Origin of the sequence: Brevibacillus sp. AG162 (assembly GCF_006715575.1) — a bacterium.
GTDB lineage: Bacteria > Bacillota > Bacilli > Brevibacillales > Brevibacillaceae > Brevibacillus > Brevibacillus brevis.
Genome location: NZ_VFNO01000010.1, coordinates 1 through 25839, shown reverse-complemented (window position 1 = coordinate 25839; position 25839 = coordinate 1). Strand labels below are relative to the sequence as shown.

Annotated in this window: 2 protein-coding genes; both read right to left on the bottom strand. The window is 49.5% G+C overall.

Features of this window, described 5'->3' with window-relative positions; genetic code table 11:
- Positions 1 to 5: 5 nt before the first annotated feature.
- Entirely contained in the window at positions 6 to 23219 is a 23214-nt protein-coding gene (lgrC, locus tag FB479_RS24090; RefSeq protein ID WP_142066967.1) for a linear gramicidin non-ribosomal peptide synthetase LgrC, read from the bottom strand.
- A 4-nt stretch (positions 23220 to 23223) separates the two neighbouring features.
- A partial coding sequence (locus FB479_RS24085; protein ID WP_142066966.1) for a condensation domain-containing protein occupies positions 23224 to 25839 on the bottom strand: 2616 nt, incomplete at its 5' end.

Below are 25839 nucleotides of genomic sequence, written 5' to 3'. Positions count from 1 at the left end.
ATTCATTACTTGTCTTGGATGAGATCAAGTAAGTCGGCAATCTCTTCATCATCCCAACCGAATTCGGACAGATCACTTGTCGTTGGTGTTGCGGCCGTCTCCGTCTGACCTAGCTCGATCAATTGTCGTAGCGCATTTACATAGTAATCCGCCAAATCTTTGACCGTTTCTTTGCGATAAATCTCTTCACTGAAGGCGATCGTGACAATCAATTGTCCCCCAACGACAGAGCTACCGAAATCCAGCAGGTGCTGACGTTCTGAATTGCGGTTGAAGTTGTCGCCTCTTGCCTCGTTTGCAAAGCCAAACAAGGATTCTGTCTCATCGACTGCCTGATCAAGCTGACCGAGGTAGTTGAAGCTAATCTCTGCTTTTGGCAAAGACTTGAACTTTTCAGTCATCTCCTCGTTCAGGTAACGGAGAATTCCATAGCCGATCCCCTTGTTCGGAATGCTACGCAGCTGTTCTTTGGTCGTTTGCAGCGCTTCTTTGAGAGAGGTAGTTCCCCTCGTATCCAAGAGGATGGTATACATGCTCGTGAACCACCCCAAGGTACGGGACAGATCGACATCGTCGAAGAGCTCTTCACGTCCGTGTCCTTCCAAATGGACGAGCGAGGTTTGATTGCCAGTCCAGACGAAGATCGCTTCTGCCAATGCAGTGAGCAAGACGTCATTGATCTGAGTTTGGTAAATCGAAGGCAATTCCTGTATGAGCACTTTGGTTTCTTCCTGCGTAAGTGCAACAGAAACCATCTTGGCAGTAAGCTCTCGGTTCTTTCCGTTCTCATCATCTTTTGGCAGAGCGTTTACTTCTGTATCGAAGCTGCTTAGCCAATAATCCGCTTCCTCTCGCAGGCTGTCCGATTGAGCGTACTCCGTCAATTTTTCAGCCCAATACTTGTAGGAGCTGGTCTTTGGCGGCAGTTGCACCTGCTTGCCTTGTAGCAGTTGGGAGCTGGCCTTATTCAAGTCTTCCGTGATGATGCGCCAAGACACACCATCGACTGCCAAGTGGTGAATGACGATTAGCAAGCGGCCTTCCTGTTCACTGCCCAAATCGAAATAGACGGCACGGAGCAACGGACCTTCCGAGAGATGCAAGCTTGCCTGAGCTTCCTCAGAGATTTCCCCGATGCGCTTTACTTGCTCTTCATACGGCAAATGACCCAATTCCTCTACGGTAAATGGAATGATATCTGTCCAATCATCGTTGATTTGCTTCCATTTTCCATCCTGATGGTAGAAGCGGAGGCGGAGGGCATCATGATGTCCGAGCAAGTGATAGAATGCTTGTCTCAAAATCTCTGGATCGATCGGTTTGACCGTTAAAAGGACAGATTGGTTCCAGTGGTTGCGATCTGCCAATTTTTGCTCGAAGAACCAGCGCTGAATCGGCAGGAGTGGCACTTCCCCTGTGACGATGCCTTGCTCGGCGAAAATGTTAACCGACTCCCCGATCGCATGTGTCAACTCGGCAATCGTCTGATTTTCGAACAAGAGCTTCGGTGACAAGCGAATTCCAGATTGGGCTGCACGGGCCACGATCTGAATGCTTAGAATCGAATCACCACCGAGTTCGAAGAAGTTATCGTGAATGCCGACTTGCTCTAATCCTAGAACCTTTTTCCATATTTCGGCCAATACTCTCTCGACAAACGTCTCTGGTGCAACGAATTCTCCATTACTCACGGTGTACTCCGGTACAGGTAATGCACGACGGTCTACTTTGCCATTTGGAGTGAGTGGCAGAGTATCCATGATCACGAATGCGGCTGGTACCATGTACTCCGGCAGTTTTTCTTTGAGGTAGCTGTCGAAGTTGCCAGCTTGATCCTCTCCCTCTTCTTCAAGCACGACATACGCGGCCAGTCGTTTCACACCTGGCATGTCTTCCCGGGCAAGGACGATCGTTTCTTTGACAGAAGGGTGAGTGTACAAGGCGGTTTCAATCTCGCCCAGCTCGACGCGGAACCCCCGGATACTCACCTGATCGTCGGCACGACCGATAAACTCGATGTTGCCGTCCGGCAGGTAGCGTACAAGGTCTCCTGTGCGGTACATTTTTGCCCCTCGAATGTGAGCGAACGGGTTTTCGACGAAGCGTTCTTGTGTCAGATCAGGACGATTTAGATACCCGCGACCCAAGCTGTTCCCTGCGATGTACAGTTCACCTGCAACGCCGATCGGCACGGGTTGCAGCTTTGCATCAAGAACGTATACTTGCACATTGTCGATTGGGCGTCCGATTGTTGGTGCAGCTATCTGACCAGCTTGTACAGGAACGATGCCTGCTGTAGCGACGACGGCATTTTCCGTTGGCCCATACTGATTTACCAATGTAAATGGCAGATGAGCCGATGGATAGTGATGCAGCTTGTCACCGCCCGTCAGCATGTAGCGCAAATCTGAATCGGTCGGCCATTCAACAGACATCAAGCTCTCTGCTAATGGCGTTGGCAGGAAGCTGATCGTGATTCCTGAGCCGACGAGCCAATCACGCAGTTTTTCCGGTACGAGACGAATCTCTTCTTGTGGCAGATACAGCGTGGCTCCAGCCGTCAGATACGGCCAGATTTCCCAGACAGCGGCGTCGAATGCTGTTCCGGCGATTTGTGATGCTTTATCCTCTGGCGTGACGTTGTAAGCGTGCTGGTGCCAATAGATGAGATTCAATAGAGCGCGTTGCTCGATTTCCACTCCTTTTGGTTTTCCGGTAGAACCGGAGGTGTAAATGACATAGGCGAGATTGTTCGTTGTCGTCGTGATTTCGGGTGATTCCGTGCACTCATTGGCAATCAAATCCCAATCGATGTCGAGACAAATAAACGCTGCATCACCTGTTGGCAATGCTTCAAGCAAGCGTTCTTGGGTCAATACGATCGGCATGTTCGTGTCATCCATCATGAAGGCAAGACGTTCCTTTGGATAAGATGGGTCCATCGGAACAAACGCGCCGCCTGCTTTGAGAATCCCTAATTGGCCGATCAGCATCTCGACGGAGCGTTCGACGCAAATACCAACGAGAGTCTCTGTCGTAACCCCCTGTTGTTGCAAGTAGTTCGCCAGTTGATTCGCTTTCGAATCCAGCTCTGCGTAGGTGAGCGAGCCTTCCTCGGAGACAACTGCCAGTTGATTCGGCATTTTCCTTGTCATTTCGGTGACTAGCTCGTGTACTGTCTTCTCATACGTGTAATTTGCAGCTGTGTTGTTCCACGCGAGTATAAGCTGTTCACGTTCATCCGGACGAAGCAGTGGTAACGCCATGATCGAACGATCTGGTTGGGCGACAATTCCCTCCAGTAAATAATGGAAATGATTCACCATTCGCTCCATCGTTGTTTGGTCGAACAAATCTGTATTGTAATCAAACGTAGCGATCAGGCCGTTTGGCGTTTCTCCCATCGTCAAGCTGATGTCGTATTTGGACATCACTTCTTGGCTCTTGCTTTCAAACGGAGCAATCCGAATGCCCTCAAGCTCATGAGTCTGCATTTGGAAGTTTTGCAGAGCGAACATGACTTGGTAGAGCGGCGAATAGCTTAGGCTACGTTCCAACTCCAGCTCATCTATTAACTTTTCAAAGGGCAGGTCTTGATGGGTATATGCCTCCAGTGCAGACTCGCGCACTCTTGCAAGTAGTTCACGGAAGGTTGGAGCGCCAGACATATCGGTTCTCATCGCCAGCGTGTTGATGAAGAAGCCAATTAATGACTCCGTTTCTTGTCTATTGCGTCCAGCAACCGGACTTCCGACGATAATGTCGTCTTGACCGCTGTAGCGATGAAGCAGGATTTGGAATGCAGCGAGCAAGGTCATAAAGAGCGTGGCGCCTTCTTGTCGGCTGAGCGCGTGTAATTTTTCCACAAGCTCCGTTGGGAAACTCGTCGTGTATAAGGCTCCATTATATGTCTGTACAGGTGGACGCGGACGATCTGTCGGTAAGGCCAATAGCGGCTCACTGCCACTCAGTTTTGCCTTCCAGTATGCGAGTTGTTGCTCCAGCGCCTCACCTTGTAGCCATTCACGCTGCCAAGCTGCAAAGTCTGCATATTGTAGTGGCATGTCGGTGAGTTGCGGCGTTTCTTCCTTGCGAAGCGCTTCATAAATCACAACCAGCTCTCGGATGAAAATGTTCATCGACCAGCCGTCAGATACGATATGGTGCATGTTAAGCAGGAAGACGAAATTCTCTTCGCCGATCTGGATGATCGTGGCCCGCAGTAAAGGTCCTGTACTTAGGTCAAATGGCTTGGTAGCCTCTTCTCTCTCCAGGCGATGTACCTCGGTGTCACGCTCTTCTTCTGGTAGATCACGCAAATCAATCTTGCTCAGACTCCACGCGATTTCTGGGTGAATGACTTGTATCGCTTCGCCGTTGATGTCAGTGAAAGTTGTTCGCAAGCTCTCGTGTCGCTCGATGATCATCTGCAGACTGCGTTCCCATGCATGGATGTTGAGGTGTCCTTGCATCCGCATGGCAGACGGGATGTTGTACAAGGCGCTGTTCGGCATTAAGCGATCCAAGAACCACAAGCGTTGCTGTGCAAATGAGAGCGGTAGATGCTGGTCGCGAGAAACGGGTGCAAGTGGAATGCTGGCAACATTCGATTTGGCTTCCAGTAGTCCGGTTACCTTTTCGCTCATTTGTGCCACGTTCGGATTTTCGAACAAGGCACGGAGTGGTACTTCCACACCAAATGTTTCTTTCAGGCGGGAAACGGTTTGGGTAGCCAAGAGTGAATGTCCACCCAGATCAAAGAAGTCATCGTGGATTCCAATTCCCTCAACGGAAAGAACCTGCGACCAAATATGGGCAACGATTTCCTCTGTTGGTGTTCGCGGTGCCACATATTCTTTCTCTGTCCCCCCTTGTCCCCAATCCGGTGCTGGAAGGGCGCGGCGATTTACTTTCCCGTTGACTGTGAGCGGAATCTCTGCCATCCATACGTAACCTGCTGGAACCATGTATTCTGGCAGGGTCTCTTTCAGGTAGTGTATAAGCTCAGCTTCACCCGGTTGTTGTTCGTTCGCTGCAACGAGATAAGCTGCCAAACGCTTGTCGCCTTCCCGATCCTCACGCGCGATAACGACGACATTCTGAACGGCTGGATGCTGTCTGAGTCTATTCTCGATTTCGCCCAGCTCGATTCGATATCCGCGAATTTTGACTTGGTCGTCGATTCGTCCGAGGAATTCGAGCTGTCCGTCTTCCAAATAGCGAACCAGGTCCCCAGTCCGGTAGAGGCGTTCTCCTTCCTTGCCGAACGGATGAGTGATAAAGCGTTCTTTCGTAAGCTCAGGACGATTCCAGTACCCTCTGGCTATTCCTTTTCCGCCGATGTACAGCTCGCCTGGTACGCCGATTGCCACAGGTTGCCGGTTTGCATCCAGTACATACACTTCCACATTAGCAATGGGTCGGCCGATTGACGGATTTTTTCCGTTATTCTCACAACGTATGAGAGTAGCGGTGACGGTTGTTTCTGTTGGTCCGTAGCAGTTAAAGAACTCGAGATCCTTCGCGTGACGGGCGACAAGCTCACGGCTTAACGCTTCTCCGCCGACAATCAGAGTCTTCAGGTCTGGCAAATCCGCTTGTGGCAAGGCAGATACTACGGAGGCAGCCATTGTCACGATCGTGATGCGTTGTTCCTGCAGGACTTGGATCAACTCCGGACCAGGTAAAAGTAATTCGCGATCCTCAATGACTAGCGTGGCGCCAGCGAGCAGGGTCATAGCGATCTCGGAGACAGAAACATCAAAGCTAAAGGATGTGAATTGCAAAACCCGGCTCGTCTCATCGATTTGGAACGAATGGATCAGGGCATGTGTCAAATTGATCACGGAGTGGTGCTCGACCATCACCCCTTTGGGCAATCCAGTTGATCCAGAAGTATAGATGACGTAGGCGAGATGATGCTCGTTGACGCTGCTATCCACGTTTGTGGTAGGCTCCTCTGCCAGTTCATCGCTATCAAGGCAAATGATCTGGTTAGAAGGGACTGGCAGCATGTCTTTCAGCGATACTTGCGTCAACAAAATGTTCGCTTGCGAATCTTCGATCATGTAGGCAATGCGATCTTGCGGATGCGCCGGATCAATAGGCACATAAGCAGCCCCTGCTTTCATCACACCGAGGAAAGCAATGATCATCTCGAAAGAGCGCTCGACGCAAATGCCAACTAGCTTATCCGGTTGCACACCCATTGCAATCAGTCTGTGTGCCAGCTGGTTTGCACGTTTGTTTAGCTCGGCATAGGTCAACTCCGTCTTCTTGTAGACGAGTGCAATCGCATCAGGTGTCTTTTCCACTTGTTTCTCGAATGCCTGGTGGACGCAAAGCTGGGTCGGATAATCCACGCTCGTGTCATTCCATTCGACTAATACCTGTTGGCGCTCGGTTTCACTGATCATCGACACCTCTGCAAGGCACTGTTCAGGTTTTGCCATCATGGATTCGAGCAAGTAAGACATCTGGTGCAGTACACGTTCGATATTTTCAGACGCGAATCGGCTTTGGTCGTATTTGATCTTAAGGATGAACTCTATACCCGGACCGCAGACAACGGTGATTGGATAATTCGTTTGTTCCATCGTCTCCACGTCCGATAATTGCAGTTCATAATGTTCATCTTTTACCGATTCACCGATCGGGTAATTCTCAAAAATGAAGATGCTCTCGAACAGGGCAGCATTACGCGCCATTTCACTCCAGCCTTGGATGTCAACCAACGGCGTGTACTCAAACTGGCGCAGCTCCACTTGATGTTCTTGAATCTCGCGTAGCCATTCCCGCACCGATTTGTTCGCATCTATCAAAACACGAATCGGCAGAGTGTTAATGAAGAGACCAACCATGCCCTCTACGGTAGGGAGATCAGCCGGTCGACCGGAAACGGTTGCACCGAAGACGACATCATCCGTTGCGGCGTATCGGCTCAGGATGAGAGCCCATGCTCCTTGGACAAGCGTATTCAATGTCAACTGATGGGTACGGACAAAGGCTTGCAAACGTGAAGTCATTTCCGCCGATAAGCGAATTTCTTTCTCTTCGTACACTTTCGGCATATTTTCCTGGCCGCCTGAGTGGTTACTCATCGCTAATGGTGTAGACTCTTGGAAGTTTTTAAGCTGTTCGCGCCAAAAATGTTCGGCAGCACGCAAGTCTTGGCGCTGTACCCAATCGATGTACGCAGAGAATGGTTGGACGAAGCTGTACGAAACCTCTCGATCTTCCGCTATGGCCACATAAGCACTAAACCAGTCTTTTAGTACAATCGGGACGCTCCAACCATCTAGCAATACATGATGGAAGCTCCACGTGAAGCGATAAATTCCCTCACGTAAGTGGAACAACGTCCAACGCATAAGTGGCGGGGAAGCAATCTCGAAATTGCGTCTACGGTCAGCTTCTAGATAGTGAGCCAGTTCCGCTTTTTGCTGCTCCGTCGTCAAATGACGAAGGTCGATTTTTTCTACAGATGCTTTTACTTGTTTGCGTACAATCTGATGAGCCTCTAAACCTTCCCAAATAAAGTAGGTACGTAGAATCGGATGTCGATCCACTACCTTTTGCCACGCCTGTTCAAACGCATCGACGTGCAAGCCCTCCATCGTCATGGCAAAGTGAACAATATAGTCTCCCCCCTCTTGCTCGTACAGGGAGTGGAACAGCATGCCACCTTGCAATGGACTGAGTGGATAGACGTTTTCGATCAGGCGATCCTGTCCCAGATGCTTGTCGATAGCACGTTGATCCATTCGCGCTAGTGGGAAGTCAGATGGCGTATAGCCGCCTGCTTCTTCGGACTGGCAGTGCGCAATGATCTCGCGCAAAGCTTCCAGATAGTTGCACGCAAGCTCTTGAATCGTGCTTTCCTCGTGAATATTTTCGCTATATATCCATGTGACATGGAGTTGTTCTCCGGTGATGACACTGTTTACATCAATCAGGTGCTGGCGTATTGTGTCTTTCCCCAGATTGGAGCCTCTTGATTCTTGTGCCATGCCAAATCTCGATTCGACTTGAACGATCTGATCAAACTGCCCAAGGTAGTTGAAGCTGATTTCTGGCTGCGGCTTTTCACCTAGGAGTTTTTTCAACTCCTCATCCTGACTGAGGTATCGGAAAATGCCGTAGCCGACACCTTTCTTTGGAATGCGACGAAGCTGTTCCTTGACCGCTTTCAAAGCGTCACCCCACGGTTTCGACGGGTCAATTGAAAGCTGTACCGGGTACATGCTCGTAAACCAGCCAACCGTTCGGGATAAGTCCGCTCCTTCGATCATTTCCTCACGTCCGTGCCCTTCCAGATGAACGGCTACTATTTTTTCACCTGTCCAACGATTCATTGCTTTGGTTAAAGCGGTAAGCAATACATCATTGATTTGCAGGCGGTAAGGCGAAAGCGTCTCCTGCAACAACGCGCGAGTTTCTTCAATAGTAAGCGCAAGACTTACTTGCTTGGAGGTTGCATCTGTGTTTTGACTTGGTTCGAAAGCACGGTCAATTGGAAGTGGATTCACTTCATCACTTTGGCCCAGCCAGAACGCTTTTTCCGGCTCGAACGCTTCGGAATTCGCATAGGATTGCAATTGCTCTGCCCATGACTTGAATGAAGTCGTTTTCGCTGGGAATTGTACCGGTTGATCGTTTACAAGTTGCCCGTAAGCTGTTTGCAGATCCTCTAGCAAAATGCGCCAGGAAACACCGTCTATCACCAAATGGTGGGCAACAATCAGCAGACGACCAGGTAGGTCCGCTCCAAGATGGAAGTAAACGGCTTGGAAAACGGGTCCCTCACTTACATGTAGACTTGATTGCACCTCGTTTGCGATTTGCTCCAGACGACCAGCTTGTTCTTCTGCTAAGAAAGTGGACAGATCCACACTACGGAATGGAATGGTATCAGGACGTCCTTCCAAATGTTGGGTCCAGCCTTGCTCGGTATGGTTATATCGCATACGTAATGCGTCATGATGAGTGAGCAGACTCTCGATGACACGCTCTAGAACATTCAGGTCAACGGGTTGTCGAACCGTCAAAAGCAAGGATTGGTTCCAATGATGGATCGACGGCTGTTCAGTCGTGAAGAACCACGATTGAATTGGCGTGAGCGGCACCTCTCCCGTCAAGATGCCTTGTTCTGCTTCGATTTTTACTGCTTGTATGCCGCCAGTCTCTGTTACGACTCTTGCCAGTTCCGCGATGGTTTGATTTCTCAAGAGCTGTTTCGGTGTCAAACGAATTCCAGCCTGATTGGCTCGAGAAACAATTTGGATACTCAAGATTGAGTCTCCACCCAACTCGAAAAAGTTGTCATAAATGCCAGCGTTGTCAATACCTAGAACATTTTTCCATATATCTGCAAGCGTAGCCTCAATAGCAGTTGTCGGAGCTGCAAAACTGCCTTCTGCTTCATTGTGTAAGAAATCAGGTACAGGCAATGCTTGTCGATCTACCTTACCGTTTGGAGTCAGCGGCAGGTTACCCATGATGACAAATGCAGCTGGCACCATGTACTCAGGCAGCTTTTCCTTTAGATAGCTGCGGAAGTCACTTGCTTGAATTTCTTGTTTTTCTCCAAGTACGACGTAGGCAGCGAGTCGTTTTACGCCCGGAATATCCTCACGTACGAGGACGATGGTTTCTTTTACCGCTGGATGAGTGTACAGAGCCGTTTCAATTTCACCCAGTTCGACCCGGAATCCTCGAATGCTCACCTGATCGTCAGCGCGACCAATGAAATCTATGTTTCCATCTGGCAGGTAACGAACCAGGTCACCAGTTCGGTACATGCGCGCTCCCGGTTTTTGTGAGTATGGATTGGCTACGAACCTCTCTTTGGTTAGATCAGGGCGCTTCAGATAGCCCCGTGCCAAGCTGTCTCCTGCGATATAGAGCTCACCGGCTACACCAATCGGCACAGGTTTTCGCTTTTCATCAAGGACGTATACCTGCACATTATCTATTGGACGTCCGATTGATGGTGCGAAAACATGAGTAGCTTCTGGCGGAACGGCACCTGCTGTGGCGACAACCGCGTTTTCGGTTGGTCCGTATTGGTTCACAAGAGTAAACGGCATTGTTGCTGGTGGGTAATCGTGTAGCTTGTCGCCACCTGTGAGCATATAGCGCAGCTTCGTGTCGCTAGGCCATTCCAAGGTAAGCAACCTTTCCGCCAATGGCGTTGGCAAAAAGCTAATCGTGATACCCGATGCAACAAGCCAATCTCTGAGTTCCTCCGGTACAAGACGAATTTCTTCAGATGGGAGATAAAGCGTTGCTCCCTTTGTCAGGTACGGCCAGATTTCCCAAACAGATGCATCAAAGGCTGTCCCTGCGATTTGTGAAGCTCGATCATTTGAATCTACGCTGTACGACCGTTGGTGCCAGAAAATGAGATTTAACAAGGCGGCATGTTCGATTTCTACCCCTTTTGGCGTTCCAGTAGAGCCAGACGTATAGATGACATACGCCAGATTCTCTGTTGTCATTGCCATGTTCGGTGCCTCGCTGCTCTCTTCCGAAATGATAGTCCAATCACGGTCCAAGCAGATGAATGATGCAGTTCCTTCCGGCAATCGCCCTAACAGTCGTTCTTGGGTTAATACAACTGGCATATTGGCATCTTTCATCATGAAAGCAAGGCGCTCTTGTGGATACGCCGTGTCCATTGGGACATAAGCACCGCCAGCTTTGAGTATTCCTAGCTGACCGATAAGCATATCGATGGAACGTTCTACGCAGATGCCGACAAGTGTTTCGGAGGATACTCCCTGTTTTTGCAGGTAGTTCGCTACCTGATTCGCTTTGGCATCCAGTTCTGCATAGGTGATCTGCCCTTCTTCGGAAACAACTGCTAATTGATTTGGCAACTCTTGTGCAATCCGTGCAACCCTTTCATGTACGCATGTTTCACGTTCATAAGGTACATTTGTATCATTCCATTGAAGGAGAAGCTGCTCCTGTTCCATATCGCTCAAGAGAGGTATGGCTGTGACCGGTTGCATCGGATTGATCGAAATCGCCTCCAGCAGGTTGGAGAAATGGTTCCCCATGCGCTCGATCGTTGCTGGATCAAAAAGATCGGTGTTGTACTCGAATGTGGCGATAAGTCCATCAGGTGCTTCTACGGTGGTCAAGGTGATGTCAAACTTGGCGCTTACGCCTTCCTGACCTCTGTGGAAAGGCTCGATGCGAATCTGGGACAATTCTTGTACTTCCATCGGGATGTTTTGCAGTACGAACATCACTTGGAACAACGGTGAGTAGCTCAGGCTTCGTTCCAGCTCCAGTTCATCTACCAGTTTTTCAAACGGCAGGTCTTGATGCGCATAAGCTTCCAGTGCGGTCTCTCGTACTTTTGCAAGCAAGTCTCGGAAGGTTGGCTCCCCAGACATGTCCGTACGCATGACCAAGGTGTTAATGAAGAAACCAATAAGTGACTCCATTTCCTGTCGATTTCGTCCTGCGACCGGACTTCCGACGAGGATGTCATTTTGACCACTGTAGCGATAGAGCAGTGTCTGAAAGGCAGCTAGCAAAGTCATGAATAAGGTTGATCCTTCTTCACGGCTAAGCGCTTTTAGATCGGCAAGCAGTTTTTCTGAGAGCCTAATCGTATGCATCGCCCCTTTATGGCTCTGAACGGCAGGGCGTGGACGATCTGTCGGCAATCTCAGAAGTGGTTCTGCATCGCCTATTTGTTTTTTCCAGTACGCCAATTGTTGCTCCAATACTTCTCCTTGCAACCAATTGCGTTGCCATGCCGCATAGTCTGCATATTGCAGCGGCATTTCGGCAAGCTGTGGTGTTTCTCCAGCAGATAACGCTTCGTAGATGGAGACTAACTCACCCATGAATACACTCATGGACCATCCATCCGCAATGATGTGGTGTAAATTGAGCAAAAATACATACGCTTGTTCATCCATGCAAATCAGTTTTGCCCGCAATAACGGCCCTTGATTCAGATGAAACGATTGTTCTGCATCTTCTATGGCGAGACGCAATGCTTCTACTTCTCGCTCCTCTTCGTTCCAGTCTCGTAAGTCGATTCGTTCCAGGTTCCACTCAATATTCGGGTAAATAACTTGAACGGCTTCTCCATTGATATCGGAGAAAGTTGTACGCAAGCTCTCATGACGTTGGATGATCAGCTTGAGACTGCGCTCCCACGCATCGACGTCTAGCTCACCGATCAGACGAACAGCAGATGGGATGTTGTATACGGAACTGTCTGGCAACAGCTTGTCCAAATACCACAAACGTTGCTGTGCAAACGAGAGCGGCAAGTGTTCGTCACGCGACACTGGCACGAGCGGGATGTCAGTAAGACCCGCTTCCCCTTGTAACAATGTCGTAATTTTTTCACTGATCGCAGCCGTTGTCGGATAATCAAACAGCGTACGAAGCGGCATGGCTACGCCAAAAGCTTGACGCATACGGGAAATCGCTTGGGTAGCCAGGAGGGAATGTCCCCCTCGTTCAAAGAAATTGTCGTGAATCCCGACTTGCTCAACGGAAAGCACCTGTGTCCAAATGTTCCCCACTATTTCTTCTGCTGGTGTGCGAGGTGCGACATACTCTTGGTGTGTGGTCAAAAGTCCCCAATCCGGTGTAGGCAGTGCTCGGTGGTCTACTTTTCCGTTGACCGTAAGCGGAATAGCCTCGATCCAGACTATGCCTGCTGGAATCATGTAATCTGGCAATGTCTCTTTCAGATAGAGAGCGAGCTCCTCTGTAGCTGGCTTCTCTTCACCCATTGCAACCAGATAAGCAGCCAAACGATTGTCTCGTACGGTAATGACAGCTTCCCGAATCGCAGAGTGCTTTCTCAATGCGTTTTCGATTTCGCCTAATTCGATGCGGAAGCCGCGAATTTTCACCTGATTATCGATACGTCCGAGGAATTCGAGGTTACCGTCTTGCAAATAGCGCACCTGATCCCCCGTGCGATACAGACGTTCACCTTCCGCTCCAAACGGATGAGTGATAAAGCGTTCCGCTGTAAGCTCTGGACGATTCCAGTAACCGCGTGCCAAGCCTTTTCCACCAATGTACAGCTCACCTGGTACGCCTATAGGGACAGGCTTCAGATTGGCATCTAATACGTAGATGGTCGCATTGGCGATTGGGCGGCCAATTGGCGTGCTCGTCAGATTCGCATCCAAAAGCATCAGTGTAGTGCAAACGGTTGCCTCCGTTGGTCCGTAGCAATTGAAAAATTGACGATGCTTTGCATAGCGAGTGATGAGCTCATTGCTTGGTGCTTCGCCACCGATCACTAATGTTTTCAGATCAGGCAGGTCGGCGTCAGGTAATGCTGCCAGTACAGCGGGCACCGTCATCACAGTTGTGATTTGTTTTTCTTGCAAGACAGAGATGAGTTCAGGGCCTGGCAAGAGCATTTCCCGATCCTCAATGACTAAGGTCGCACCCGAAATCAAAGCCATGACGATCTCAGCAACAGATACGTCAAAGCTGAACGAACATAACTGCAAGACGCGGCTAGACGGTTGGACTTGGAACAAATCGATCAGGTAATAAGCCATATTCATCGCACTATGGTGTTCGACCATTACGCCTTTGGGCAAGCCAGTGGAACCAGATGTGTAAATGACATAAGCAAGATTTTGTTCTGTAATCCCACTTGCCACATCGTAAACAGGTTCATTGTCCAGAGCATTACTGTCAAGGCAAATGACCTGAGCCTTTGTTGTACCCAAATGGTTTGCCAGAGATTGCTGGGTCAACACGATGTTTGCCTGCGAATCCTCGATCATGTAGGCAATACGCTCTAGCGGATGTGCCGGGTCGATTGGAACATAGGCGGCACCTGCTTTCATCACACCGAGAATCCCAACGATCATCTCAGGAGAGCGCTCGATGCAAATCCCGACGAGCGTATCTGGTTTCACGCCTTGGGCAAGGAGATGATGCGCCAATTGGTTCGCTCGCTGGTTCAGTTCGGCATACGTCATTTCCATCTCTTTGTACATGAGTCCGATCGCATCTGGCGCCTTTTTTACTTGGTGTTCAAATGCTTGATGAATGCAAAGCCCGGTTGGATAATCCGTCTTCGTTTCGTTCCACTCGACCAAAACCTGCTCTTGTTCGCTTCCGCTGATCATGCGCACATCAGCCAGAGATTGATCAGGATTTGCTGTCATCGATTGAAGCAGAAGTGTCATTTGCTCTAGGACACGTTCGATACGTTCATGATCGAATCGGTTTTGATCAAAAACGATTTTGAGGACAAATTCTTTGCCAGGGCCACATACTACGGTAAGTGGATAGTTTGTTTGCTCCGCAGAGTCTACATCAGAAATCTGAATACTGCTGTCCATTTCTTTTACAGACTCGTCGATCGGGTAGTTCTCAAAGATAAAAATACTTTCGAACAGAGATGTGTTGCGCTCGAATTCACTCCAACTTTGGATGTCAACCAGCGGCGTGTACTCATATTGGCGAATCTCCAATTGCATTTCTTGCAATTCCCGCAGCCATACCCGAACGGTTTTGCTTGGATCGAGTGTGATTCGAACCGGAAGCGTATTGATGAACAGACCAACCATATTTTCTACGCCATGCAAATCGGCTGGACGTCCTGAACCAGTGGCCCCGAATACGACATCTGCTTCACCACTGTAAGCTCCGAGGATCATTCCCCACGCACTTTGTATTAATGTATTCAGCGTTACCTGATGCTGACGGGCAAATGATTGCAGATGTTCTGTAAACTCGGTTGAGAATCGGATAAAGCGCTCGTCGTAGGTTTTTGGTTCTCCGATGGATTGGAGAGCTTGTCCGAGATTGATTTGTGTCGGTCCGTATATCCCTTTCAAATGGTTGCGCCAGAAGCGTTCCGCAGCTTGCAAGTCTTGACGCTGGATCCACGCAACATACTGGGAAAATGGCTGTACAGCCCCAAGCTGAATGTCTCTTCCATCTGCCAGCGCTAGATAAGCGGCAAACCAGTCTTTCAGGACAAGCGGCAAGCTCCAACCGTCCAGTAATACGTGGTGGAAGCTCCAGATAAAGCGATACGCTTCGTTGCTAATCCTGAACAAAGTCAAACGCATGAGAGGTGGTTCTGTAATGGAGAAGTTCCGCTTGCGATCCTCTTCCAAAAATGCGTCTAACGCTGCCTTCTGCCTATCCGTCGGCAAATGTCGCAGATCTCTTTCATCAACTGTCACCCATACTTGCTTGCGGACAATTTGATGCGGATTGACTACTCCATCCCAGATAAAGGAGGTACGCAGAATAGAATGACGATCGATGACTTTTTGCCATGCTTGCTGGAAAGCATCGACCTGCAAATGATGGATCGTCATGGAGAATTGAACCACATAGTCTCCGCCCTCTTGTTCGTACAGGGAATGGAAAAGCATTCCTTCCTGCAACGGCGTCAGTGGATAGATGTTCTCGATAGAGTGATCTCTACCCACATAGGTGTCGATTGCACGCTGATCCAGACGAGACAACGGGAAGTCGGAAGGAGTATAGCCTCCTGCTTCTTCGGAGCGGCAATGTGCCATAATCTCACGCAAGGCGTCCATATAATCACGAGCAACTGCTTCCACCGTACTTTTCTCGTGGATGTTTTCGTTGTAAAACCAAGTGACATGCAGTTGTTCTCCGGAAATGACGCTGTTTACATCGATTAAATGCGCCCGAATGGAATCAGATGCAAGATTCGAGCCTCTCGATTCAGCAGCCATACCGAACTTAGCGTTAGACGTAACTACCTGATCAAACTGGCCGAGGTAGTTGAAGCTGATCTCTGGCTTCATGCGAGACTTCAACTGCTCTTTCAACTCGTCATCCTGACTTAAGTAGTGCAGGATACCATAGCCAACTCCATTTTGCGGAATGGCTCGAAGCTGTTCTTTGACCGCTTTCAGCAGTTCGCTCCACGGTTTCGTCTGGTCGAGTGTAAGTTGTACAGGATACATACTCGTAAACCAGCCAACCGTGCGGGATAAATCTGCTCCTTCCAAAATTTCCTCGCGTCCATGCCCCTCGAGATGGAAAGATAACGTCTGTTTCCCTGTCCAACGGTGCATCGCTTTTGTTAAGGCAGCGAGTAATACATCGTTTATTTTCAATCGGTAAGGAGAAAGTGTTTCCTGCAACAGGGCACGGGTTTCTCCTGCGTTTAACGAGAATGTTACTTGTTTGGTTGTCGCTTCCGTGTTCTGACTTGATTCATAAAGGTGATCAATCGGGATTGGACTCGCCTCATGATCTTGTTTGAGCCAGTACTCTTTTTCTTGCAGGATGGCGTCTGAATTGGCATACGCGACTAATTGCTCAGCCCACATCTTGAACGAAGTCGTCTTTGCTGGCATTTGTACGTCTTGACCGTTCGCTATTTGATCATAGGTATGTTGCAGATCCTCCAGCAAAATACGCCACGATACACCGTCAACAACTAAGTGGTGAATGACGAGCAACAGTCGGCCAGCCTGCTCTTCGCCCATGTTGCAGTACACGGCTTGTACGACGGGACCCTCTGTGATATTTAGGCTCGCTTGTACTTCTTGGGAGATTTCCTCCAGCCTGGACTCCTGTTCCTGTTTAGGGAGATTAGAAAGATCCACGCTACGGAATGAAACGTTCTCTTCAAGACCTTCCATCATTTGTGTCCACATGCCGTTCTGGTGTGAAAAGCGCATGCGCAACGCATCATGATGGGCCAAAAGGCTCTCGATTGTTTGCTCCAGTACAACAAGGTCTACTGGTTGCTGAACAGTCAGAAGTACCGACTGATTCCAGTGGTGCAGCGACGGTTGATTGGATTCAAAGAACCAATTTTGGATGGGAGTGAGCGGTACATTTCCAGTAACGGCGCCCTGTTCATTTTTCCATTTTGCATCTGTTGCTTGGCTTAAATCAGTAACAACGCGCAGCAATTCTGCAATGGTTTGATTTTCAAAAAGTTGCTTGGGTGTGAAATGAATTCCGGCATGATTGGCTCTTGCGACGATCTGGATACTAAGAATGGAGTCGCCGCCCAATTCGAAAAAGTTGTCGTAGATGCCGATGTTCGCAACGCCCAGCACACTTTTCCAGATTTCCGCCAATTTCATTTCCAGATCCGTTGCAGGTGCTACATAACCGCTGTCCGCCTCATTTCGGGAATAGTCAGGAATTGGTAGCGCCCGGCGATCCACTTTTCCGTTTGGTGTCAGCGGGAAGCTGTCCAACTTCACGAAGGCGGATGGGATCATGTACTCTGGCAGCTTATCCTTGAGATAGGATCGCATCTCGCTGTGAGTAACCTCTGTTTCTTCTGCAAAAACGAGGTAGGCGGCTAGGCGCTTGTCTCCAGGAGTTTCCTCTCTCACCATGAGTACTGTTTCTTTTACAGCCGGGTGGCTCTGCAACACCGTCTCGATTTCGCCCAGTTCAATGCGGAAGCCGCGGATTTTTACTTGGTTGTCGATACGCCCGATAAACTCAATCGTGCCATCAGGCAAATAACGAACCAAGTCACCAGTACGGTACAGGCGAGAACCTCCTTGTGGGTCAAGCGGATTCTCCACAAAACGCTCTGCGGTTAACTCCGGGTTGTTCAAATAACCGAGAGCGAGACCATCTCCGCCGATATATAATTCGCCTGCTGCACCCAGAGGGACAGGTTGTTGATGTTTGTCCAATACGTACACCGTCGTATTGCTGATCGGTCGGCCGATCGGGAAGGAAGTGACGCCTTCCGGAAGCTCCGTGACGGGATTGCAGCAAGTAAACGTCGTGTTTTCCGTCGGGCCATAGCCGTTTATTACCGTGATACCGCCAAGTGAAAGCACCTTGCGTACATGTGACGCGGAAACAACATCCCCACCCACAAGTAGTTGGCGCACGCCACGCAAGTACTCCACCTTGTGGTCAACCATGACCGTGAACAGACCAGACGTCAGCCAAAGTGTCGTCACCTTGTGATTCTCAATCGTCTCTCCCAGTTCATCGAGTGAAGGCTGATGCGGAGGCATCAACACCAGCTTCGCACCATTTAACAACGCACCCCAAATTTCAAAGGTAGCAGCATCAAATGATACGGTAGAGGCTTGCAGGAACACGTCCTCTTCCGTAATAGTCACGTAGTTCGTGTTTTTGATCAGGCGAACAATCCCACGATGGACGACCAGCACTCCTTTTGGTGTCCCTGTTGAACCCGATGTGTAAATGACGTAGGCGAGACTGTCCGCGCTCATATCTACTTGAGGGGCAACGGTGCTTTCATCTGTCCATTTTTCCCCAACAAGGTCGAGATTGAGAATGGCAAGCTCTTGTCCTTGCCACTTGTCAGCCAAATGCTCCTGTGTTAATAAAATCGAAATCTTAGCATCTGCCAGCATGAAAGCCAGACGTTCTTGGGGATACGCCGGATCGAGTGGCACATACGCTCCACCTGCTTTGAGAATCCCGAGCATACCGACGAGCATATCTGACGAACGCTCTACGCAAAGTCCGACAAAAGTACCCGTTTTTACTCCTTGCTTTTGCAAGTAGTTGGCAAGCTGATTGGCTTTTGCCTCCAGCTCGGCGTAGGTCAACTGTTCTTCCCCCGCAACGACGGCGATACGATCTGGGTATTGGGCCGCTGTTTCAGCAAACAGTTGTGGAACGGTTTTATCCCGCGGGTAGTCGCTCGCTGTGTTGTTAAGCTCTACCACCTGTTGATTTCGTTCGCTCTCCCTTAGAAGATCAAGTTTTTCAATCGACTCCTCTGGTTGGGCGATGATAGCCTCAAGCAGATTTTGCAAATGACCAGTCATTCGCTCTATCGTCGATCTGTCGAACAAATCTGTGCTGTACTCAAAGGAAGCCACAAGTCCGTCTGCCTGCTCTCTCATTGTCAATGTGAGATCAAACTTGGAGGTCGTCAAATGCCGCTCAGAATCCAATGGTGTGAGCTGAATGCCGGACGTTACTGCTTCCTCCAGCGGGAAGTTTTGCAGCACAAACATGACCTGGAACAACTGCGAGTGGCTGAGGCTACGCTCCAGCTGTAGCTCATCGACCAATTTTTCAAAAGGCAAATCTTGATGTGCATATGCCTCCAACGCTGTTTCGCGAACGCGTGCCAGTAATTCTGTAAATGTTACATCTCCTGTTACGTTGGTTCGGAGAGCCAAAGTGTTGACGAAGAATCCAATCAAATTCTCGGTTTCTTGACGATTGCGTCCAGCTACCGGACTTCCCACAACGATGTCTTCTTGACCACTATAGCGGTATAGAAGGGTTTGGAATGCAGCCAGCAACGTCATAAACAAGGTAGAATTGGACTCCTGGCTAAGTCCTTTCAATTTGGCGAGCAAGTCCGCAGAAAAGGTCTTGGTGTAAATGGCACCTTTATAGGATTGCACAGCAGGGCGCGAACGGTCTGTCGGCAGTGCTAGAAGCGGCTCTGCTCCACTCAGTTTTTCTTTCCAATAAGTAACCTGCTGCTCCAAGATTTCGCCATCCAGCCACTCACGCTGCCATGTGGCAAAATCCGCATATTGAATCGGTAGCTCTGCTAGCTCTGGTGTTTCTTGTTTGCTGAAGGCTTCGTAATTGGCAAGCAATTCGCGATAGAAGATGCCCATCGACCAACCATCAGAGATGATGTGGTGCATGTTGATCAAGAAGACATACGCGTGATCATCTGTTTGGATCATTGTCGCGCGTATCAGCGGTCCTTTTCCAAGGGCAAATGCTCGGGCAGCATCGGCTTCGGCCAATTGCTCTATCTTTTGTTCTTTCTTTTCAGCGGATAGGTCGCGTAAGTCCAGAATGTCCATTTCCCAGTCCATATGCGGATGAATGACTTGTACGGATTGTCCGTCTATTTCGTGGAACGTGGTACGCAAGCTTTCGTGACGCAAAATGATCGCCTGTAAACTCTTCTCCCATGCCACTACGTCGAGTTCGCCTTGCAAGCGAAGGGCAGATGGGATGTTGTACATTGGACTTTCTGGCATGAATCGATCAAAGAACCACAATCGCTGTTGGGCAAAAGACAACGGCAGATTGCTTTGTCTTGACACAGGCTGAATCGATCCACCAATCGCTTCTTTCTCCCCCAAATGAAGTGCTGCTCCCTGTTCACTCCATGCTGCAATGGTCGGATTTTCAAAAATGGAGCGCACCGTCTGCTCTATTCCAAAAGCCTCTCGTAGGCGTGAAATGGCTCGTGTCGCCAATAGTGAATGCCCACCAAGCTCGAAAAAGTTATCGTGAATCCCCACTTTTTCGACTCCAAGCACCTGCGACCATATGTTGGCAATCAGCTCTTCTACCTGATTGCGCGGCTCCATATAGCCTTTGTCGGAAGCTGGATTTGTCCATTCCGGTTCCGGCAGTTGTTTGCGGTCGATTTTACCATTTGCCGTCAAAGGCATCGCATCAAGGAAAATATAAAATGATGGCCTCATGAATTCTGGCAACTTCGTTTTTGTCCATGCACGCAGATCAGAAGTTTCGAGCGTATTGTCTCCTGAAACGGTAAGATACGCAGTTACATGCTTCTCGCCCGGCTTACTCTCACGGACCATGACCACTACTTCATTCACAGCCGGATGCAAGCTGAGTGCTGCTTCCACCTCACCTAATTCGATGCGGAAGCCGCGGATTTTTACCTGATTGTCGATACGTCCGATAAACTCAATCGTGCCATCAGGCAAATAACGAACCAAGTCACCGGTACGGTACAGGCGAGAACCTCCTTGTGGGTCAAACGGATTCTCCACAAAACGCTCTGCTGTTAACTCCGGATTGTTCAAATAACCGAGAGCGAGACCATCTCCGCCGATATATAATTCGCCTGCTGCCCCCAGAGGGACAGGTTGTTGATGTTTGTCCAATACGTACACCGTGGTATTGCTGATCGGTCGGCCGATTGGGAAGGAGCTGACGCCTTCCGGAAGCTCCGTGACGGGATTGCAGCAAGTAAACGTCGTGTTTTCCGTCGGGCCATATCCGTTAATCACCGTGATATCGCCAAGTGAAAGGACCTTGCGTACATGGGATGCGGAAACAACATCCCCACCGACAAGGAGTTGGCGCACGCCGCGCAAGTACTCCACCTTGTGGTCAACCATGACCGTGAACAGACCAGCCGTCAGCCATAGTGTCGTCACCTTGTGATTCTGAATCGTCTCTCCCAGTTCATCGAGTGAAGGCTGATGTGGCGGCATCAACACCAGCTTCGCACCATTTAACAACGCACCCCAAATTTCAAAGGTAGCAGCATCAAATGATACAGTAGAGGCTTGCAGGAACACGTCCTCTTCCGTAATAGTCACGTAGTTCGTGTTTTTGATCAGGCGAACAATCCCGCGATGGACAACCAGCACTCCTTTTGGTGTACCTGTTGAACCCGATGTGTAAATCACGTAGGCGAGACTGTCCGCGCTCATATCTACTTGAGGAGCAATTGTGCTTTCTTCTGCCCATTTTTCCCCAGCTTGGTCGAGATAGAGAATGGTTAGCTCTCGTTCATGCCACATGTCTGACAAATGCTCTTGTGTCAATAAAATGGAAATCTGGGCATCTGCCAGCATGAAAGCAAGACGTTCTTGGGGATACGCAGGGTCGAGTGGCACATACGCTCCACCTGCTTTGAGAATCCCGAGCATACCGACGAGCATATCTGACGAACGCTCTACGCAAAGTCCGACAAAAGTACCCGTTTTCACTCCTTGCTTTTGCAAGTAGTTGGCAAGCTGATTGGCTTTTGCCTCCAACTCGGCGTAGGTCAACTGTTCTTCCCCCGCAACGACGGCGATACGATCTGGGTATTGGGCCGCTGTTTCGGCAAACAGTTGTGGAACGGTTTTATCCCGCGGGTAGTCGCTCGTTGTATCGTTAAGCCCGACCAGTAGATGCTGTCTTTCTTCTTGACTGAGAAAAGAGATTGAGGACAGGCGTTGTTTCGGATTCTCGACAATTGCTACTAGAATGGATGCCATTTGGTCAAGTGTCCGTTCGATCGCCGCCTGCTCAAAGCGGTCTGTCCTGTACATCATTTTGATGCGAAACTGCTCGCCCGGAATCCCGACAATCGTGAGTGGATTATCGACTTCTTGGAAGTGCTGTACATGGGAGATGGAAAAACCGAATTCCTTCTCTTCTCCTTCTCCCAGCGGATAGTTCTCAAATACGAAAATACTTTCAAACAGTGGTAGTCCACGCGGTACATCCGTCCAGCCCTGGATATCCACCAATGGAGAGTATTCATATTGTCGGACTCTAGATTGCTGATCCTGTAACTCCTTGAACCACTGATCCAGCGTTTGCTCAGGCTCGACTTTCGTTTTCATCGGCAACGTGTTGATAAACATTCCAACCATCTGCTCTACTCCTGGCAGATCGCTCGGGCGCCCGGAACCGGTTACGCCGTAAACCACGCTTTCTTCTCCGCTCAAACGGCTGAGGAGAATGGCCCATGCCCCTTGCACGATGGTGTTGATCGTAACTTTATAAGTTCGAGCTAACTTTAAGAGAGCTTTCGTGACTTCATCAGTCAAGGTTCGCGTCGATTCATGAATCCCTTTTTCCTGCTCTGAATCTCTCAATGGATAAGATTCAAAGGGAAGAGGTGTGGGACTCTCGACGGACGCTAGGAAATCGCGCCAGAACTTTTCAGACTTCGTCTTGTCCTGACGGCGAAGCCAGGAGATATAATCTTTGAATGGCTTTGGCTGTGGAAGTCTCAAGTCTTTGCCTTGGCAGTACGCCTCATAGAAATCGAGGACTTCCTGAAAAAGAATGGGGCTGCTCCATCCATCCAAGAGCAAATGGTGAAAGGTCCAGATGAACTGGTGCACATCTTTGGCCTTTTTGATGACCGTCACTCGCATGAGTGGGGCTTCGCTCAAGTCGAAGCCCGCCTCTTTTTCTTTTTGCAAAAACGATGTCAGCATGGTTTCCTGCTTTTCATCGGTGTGATGTGACCAGTCTTCCTGGTGTATGGAAAAAGGAACACTTTCGAAGACCACCTGAAGCGGCTTCTCTACCTCTTCCCAAAGGAATCCAGTACGCAAAATGGAATGTCTTTGAACCACTTTATTCCAGGCTTTTTCAAAGTTGACGATGTCAAGCTCGCCTGTAAGAATGGCAATGTTCTGCACCATATAGGCTGAACCCTCAGAGTACAGCGAATGGAACAACATCCCTTCTTGCAGCGGGGATAAGGTGTATAGATCGGTAAAATCCCCCATTGGATTAATTCCCCTTTCTTTTCTTCAGCTTGGAGAGAACCTTGTTTAACGCAGTTTGACTCAGGTCTGCATCCTCGAAGTCTTCGGCTTTATAGCTTTGCTTTTCCGCTTGTATCAGTGAACGCAGGATTTCCGTGAAATGATGGGCGAAAGTCTCTACGCTCGCTTCGCTATGCAATGTCTCGCTGTAGAGGAAGCTAAGGTTCAGCTTGCCTTCTGTGACTACTCCTACCACATCAATCAGATGCGCCCGTCTGTTGTCCGGACTGATGTTGGAGCCTCTTTCTCCTGCCGCAAATCCAAACAGGGAATCTCCTTCTCCCGCCTGATTGAATTGTCCCAGATAGTTGAAGCTAATCGGTGGTTGCGGAATAGCCGCTAGCTTTTCGGACACCTCGTTATCTTTCGTCAGGTAGCGCAGGATGCCATATCCAAGGCCTTTGTTCGGAATTTGTTGTAGCTTCTCTTTGACTATTACCAGCGCATTTTCCTGAGACATGTTCTGATCCAGTCGAATCAGGAGTGGATACATGGACGTAAACCAGCCGACTGTACGGGATAGATCGACCTCCGAGAACAATTCTTCACGACCGTGACCTTCAAGGTTGACTAGCAGGGATTGTTCTCCCGTCCATTTGGCATGTGCCAATGCTAACGCGGTCAATAGGACATCATTAATTTGCGCGCGGTAACGGGACGGTACTTTCTGCAGCAGGGTTTCTGTCTCTTCTTCCTCCATAGAAATCGTAATCGTCCGGCAGTTTCCTTCTGTGTTCAACTCACCGTCATGGATTGGCGGTGTAAAGGACACCATCTCGTCTGCTGCAGCTATCCAGTACTCCCTTTCAGCGACAATATGTTCAGAAGATGCGTACTCATTCATTTTTTCTGCCCATGCTTTGTAGGAGGTTGTCTTTGCTGGCAATTGAATCTCTGCTCCCTCCGCAGCCTGCCTATATGCCGTTTGCAAGTCTTCGATCAGCACTCGCCACGATACGCCGTCTACCACCAAATGGTGGATGACAATCAGCAAACGGCCCGGTCGATCATACCCGAGATCGAAGTACACGATCTTCATGAGTGGTCCGTTTTCCAAATTCAGGCTCGCTTGTGCTTGGTGTGAAAGTTTCTCGATTTTTCTCATGTGCTGAGCTGGCGAGATGATGCTAAGATCCTCCACGATGAGCGGTACTTCCGAATCGACTTCTACGTGTGTCTGCTTCCACTGTCCATTTGTGTAGGCATAACGCAGGCGGAGTGCGTCGTGGTGAGCGATCAGGTCGGTAATGGCTTCTCCCAGATGCTCTTCGTCCAATTGTTCGTTCACTTGCAGGAGCATCGATTGGTTCCAGTGATGTGGTGTTGGTTGCTCTTGCTCGAAGAACCATTTTTGGATCGGCAATAGTGGAGCTTCACCTGTTACCATTCCTTGCTCTGCTTCCATTTTCGTGCTTTGGCCTGCAACCTTTGCCAACTCTGCGATCGTTTGATGGTCAAAAAGATTCTTCGGAGTGAGATGGATGCCAGCTTTGTTTGCACGCGCGACGATCTGAATGCTGAGGATGGAGTCGCCCCCAAGCTCAAAAAAGTTATCGTGAATGCCGATACGATCCATTCGCAGAACGGCGCACCAGATTTCCGTCAGTCTTTGTTCGATGAGGTTGGTAGCCTCTGTAAACGAATCAACATCTTGGCTGCGTTCATAGACAGGGACTGGAAGTGCTTTTCTGTCTACTTTTCCGTTTGGCGTAAGCGGCAATTCATCCAGCATGACGAAAGCAGATGGCACCATATAATCTGGAACATGTGCTTTGAAGTGTTGGCGCAGTTCGGCTGTGTCAACCTCTTGCTCCGCTTTCTTGACCGCATAAGCGACGAGCTGTTTCTTGCCCGGCTCATCTTCGCGGACAATGACGACGGAGGCGGCAAGAGCGTGGTGTTTGGCTAAAACGGACTCTACTTCACTTAGCTCGATGCGGAATCCGCGGATTTTTACCTGATTGTCGATTCGGCCGATGAATTCGATCAGACCATCTGGCAGGTAACGAACCAAGTCACCAGTCCGATAGAGTCGTGCCTGCGAATCGGTTGAGAACGGGTTTGATACAAAGCGCTCTTCCGTCAAATCAGGACGATTCAAATATCCTTTCGCCAAACCATCTCCGCCGATGTACAGCTCACCTGTTACACCAATCGGGACGGGCTGCATGTTGCTATCAAGTACGTACACAGTCGTATTCTTGATGGGACGGCCAATCGGGAAAGAACTGATCGACTCAGGCAACTCCGTGACTGGATAGCAGCAAGTGAATGTCGTATTCTCCGTTGGACCGTATCCGTTGATAATCGTGACCCCTTCGATTTCCAAGGCTTTTCTTACGTGAGGAACCGAGACGACATCTCCACCAACGAGTAGTTGCCGAACTCCTGTCAGGTACTCTTTGTGATGATCCACCATCAGGGTGAACAGTCCCGCCGTCAGCCAAAGCGTCGTAACCTTGTGCGTCTGAATGGCTTGTCCCAGCTCTTCCAGGGAAGGCAGATCAGGCGGCATCAGCACCAGCTGTGCCCCATTCAGCAAGCTGCCCCAAATCTCAAAGGTCGCCGCATCGAACGATAC